4 protein-coding genes and 1 pseudogene are annotated in these 2,813 nt (G+C 46.7%); 2 read left to right on the top strand and 3 right to left on the bottom strand.

Annotated features, from left to right (window positions below; translation table 11 throughout):
- Positions 1 to 404 (bottom strand): Gfo/Idh/MocA family protein (locus tag WBV75_RS01525; protein ID WP_424118897.1); only part of this gene is annotated, 404 nt, incomplete at its 3' end.
- Positions 405 to 581: 177 nt separating this feature from the next.
- Between WBV75_RS01525 and WBV75_RS01530 the strand changes: the two genes are divergently transcribed.
- Entirely contained in the window at positions 582 to 1,223 is a 642-nt protein-coding gene (locus WBV75_RS01530) for a protein-L-isoaspartate(D-aspartate) O-methyltransferase (protein WP_424118895.1), read from the top strand.
- Positions 1,224 to 1,292: 69 nt separating this feature from the next.
- Here WBV75_RS01530 and smpB read toward each other — a convergent pair whose 3' ends face one another.
- Positions 1,293 to 1,754, bottom strand: coding sequence for an SsrA-binding protein SmpB (gene smpB / locus WBV75_RS01535; RefSeq protein ID WP_424118898.1), 462 nt, complete (start codon positions 1,752 to 1,754; stop codon positions 1,293 to 1,295).
- 103 nt (positions 1,755 to 1,857) lie between these two features.
- On the opposite strand from smpB, the gene WBV75_RS01540 reads away from it, so the two are divergent.
- Positions 1,858 to 2,607, top strand: coding sequence for a DUF6503 family protein (locus WBV75_RS01540; protein WP_424118896.1), 750 nt, complete (start codon positions 1,858 to 1,860; stop codon positions 2,605 to 2,607).
- On the opposite strand, the pseudogene WBV75_RS01545 reads toward WBV75_RS01540, so the two are convergent.
- Positions 2,585 to 2,813 (bottom strand): annotated as a pseudogene (locus WBV75_RS01545) (histidine phosphatase family protein); the annotation flags it as partial. The gene WBV75_RS01540 and the pseudogene WBV75_RS01545 sit on opposite strands and share 23 nt — an antisense overlap.

Below are 2,813 nucleotides of genomic sequence, written 5' to 3' on the forward strand. Positions count from 1 at the left end.
TCTTCGATGAGGTGATTTACTGCCTGAAATGCGGGGTTAAAACGCTCCACATGGCCTACTTGCCCTTTCAGGCCTTTGGCCCGGAGCAGGCTGATAAGCTCCTCGGCCTCCTTTTGGGTATGGGTTATGGGTTTCTCAATGAAAACGTGTTTGCCCGATGCGATAGCCTTTTTAGCGCATTCGTAGTGGGAAAGGGTAGGTGTCACGATATCCACGACATCCACCGACTCAATGAGGGTATTCATATTGTCGAAATAAGGTATCCCAAACTCTTCCGAGACCGCCTTGCCCTGAATACTATCGGGATCGTAAAATCCGACGAGTTCATATCGTGAAGACTCCTTTAGCAACCTCAGGTGAATTTTTCCCAGGTGGCCTGCACCCAGAACGCCAGCTTTTAACATGTGATTTCGAATTTTTTCAAAAATAATCATAGTTTATGAGTTCCCCTCAGAAATGGTCAGGTTCCCGCCTGAATATGCGTTGGGGAAAAGGGATTAATTTCTGTTCCGCTGTGGAAGACCTTAAAAAAGCTTCAGAATACTCAGGATTTTCTAAATTCGTAGAAAATCCCCATCTCTTTGAAGGATACACTAAAGCATAGAGGAAAACGAAACCAACTGGTAGATCTGATCGCCTCAAAGGGGATTAAAAGCCCTGAAGTTCTTGCGGCCATTCGGGCCGTGCCCCGTCATTTATTTATGGACAGTGGTTTTGAAGACCATGCGTATCAGGACAAGGCCTTCCCGATTGCTTCGGGCCAAACCATTTCCCAACCTTATACGGTGGCTTACCAGACTGAACTCCTGGAGATTAAACCCGGGGATAAAATCCTTGAAATAGGAACAGGAAGTGGATACCAGACGGCCGTATTGCTGCAGTTGAAAGCTAAGGTTTTCACCGTGGAACGGCAACTTAACCTGTTTAAAAAAACAAAACTTTTTTTTGATAGAATGGGCTATAGGCCCAAGCGGTTTGTTTTCGGGGATGGCTACAAAGGAATGCCCGAAGAAGCTCCCTTTGATGGTATTCTCGTCACTGCGGGGGCCCCGAGGATTCCCAAAGCCCTGATGTCCCAACTGAAAATTGGCGGCAGACTCGTGATTCCCGTGGGGGAGGACCATCAGACCATGATGCTGATCACCCGGAGTTCGGAAAAGGAATTTGAAAGGCGTGAATGTGGCTCCTTTCGCTTTGTGCCTTTGCTGGAAGACAAAAATTAGAGTTTTGAAAAACCGAATGGACTTTTTATACCTAAAACACTGGTTTTCCGTGAGCGTTTCTGGGAGGTTTTAGTTATTGTATTGCTTTTTGACCCGGTCGAGTTGCCTCTTTGAATCCCTGTCCTTTATAGTTTCCCGTTTGTCGTATTCCTTCTTACCCCGGGCAAGGGCAATTTTTACCTTGGCGAGTCCGCGTTCATTTATAAAGAGGTTTAGGGGTATTATCGTAATACCACTGGTTTTGACCGCTTTTCCAAGTTTCTTAAGTTCCTGTTTTTGCAACAGGAGTTTCCGGCTTGCTTTGGGTTGGTGGTTGTAGTGGGACCCATGGCTATAAGGGTCTACCTGCATATTGACTACAAAGAGTTCCCCCTGCTCATTAAACTCACAAAAACTCTCGGATATTGAGGCTTTCCCTTCCCGTATGGACTTTATTTCAGTCCCGGAAAGCACCAGTCCGGCCACATAGGTGTCCAGAAATTCATAATCAAACCGGGCCCTCTTATTTTTTATGTTAATCCGTTTTTCCATCCCGGCAAAAGTAGTACAAATTCGGGGCATCTCTGATTTATAGTCGGGGCACTATGCGATTTACCGAGAATATAGCACCTTTGTATCCTCAAGAAATCAAACGATGGGCAGAATCCTGATCATACTCTTAATTACTTCTGTTTTCGGGTGTACCGGGAAAAAGGAATCCGTCCGGGATCCTCAGATAATCGTGGATAAGTCCATCGAAGCCTCAGGTGGAGAACTATACCGCTCCAGTGATATATCTTTTACTTTCCGGGAGCGGGAATACCGACTCAATCGCAAAGCAGGTAAGCGGGTGCTGATGCGAATTACAGAAACGGATACCGCACGAATTGAAGACCTGCTGTCGGGCTCCTCATTTGAACGTCGGATTGACGGCCAAATCCAGAGTCTGCCGGACAGTACGAGTCTGAGCCTGGCTGAGGCAGTGAACTCGGTTCATTACTTTGCCTATTTGCCCAAAGGCTTAAACGATGCTGCCGTAAATAAGACTTACCTGGGCCCTGGGAAGTTGGGGGATGCGGACTATCATAAAATACAGGTGACTTTCGACCAGGAAGGAGGAGGTACGGATTTTGAAGATGTTTTTGTGTACTGGTTTAATACAGAGACCTTCCATCCGGATTACCTCGCGTATGAATACCATACGAATGGGGGTGGGAAGCGCTTCAGGGAGGCCTTTAACGCCCGGGAGGTCGGAGGCATTCGGTTCGTAGACTACCGGAATTACAAGTATTCAGGGACTTTGCCCGTTTCCGAGTTAGATTCACTATTTCTCCGGGATGAACTGGAATTCCTCTCGCTGATTAAATTGGAAAAAATCAAAGTTACTCCGGGCAATTACAATTAAAGTGCAGGCGCACCACGGAGGTTTCAGCCCCTACAACTGTTACGATAAACAGGCTGCCGTTATCTGTATCTTCCATTCCGGAATATCGGTCTTTTCCTATTAGGCGATTTACCATTTCGGGAGTGGTGTTGCTGTGACCTACAATAAGGACATTATTGCCGAGGTTCTCCGCCTTGAAGGTCTCAATACCCAACATCTCGGGATCG

The sequence above is a fragment of the Robiginitalea sp. genome (genome assembly GCF_049588695.1).
Lineage (GTDB): Bacteria > Bacteroidota > Bacteroidia > Flavobacteriales > Flavobacteriaceae > Robiginitalea.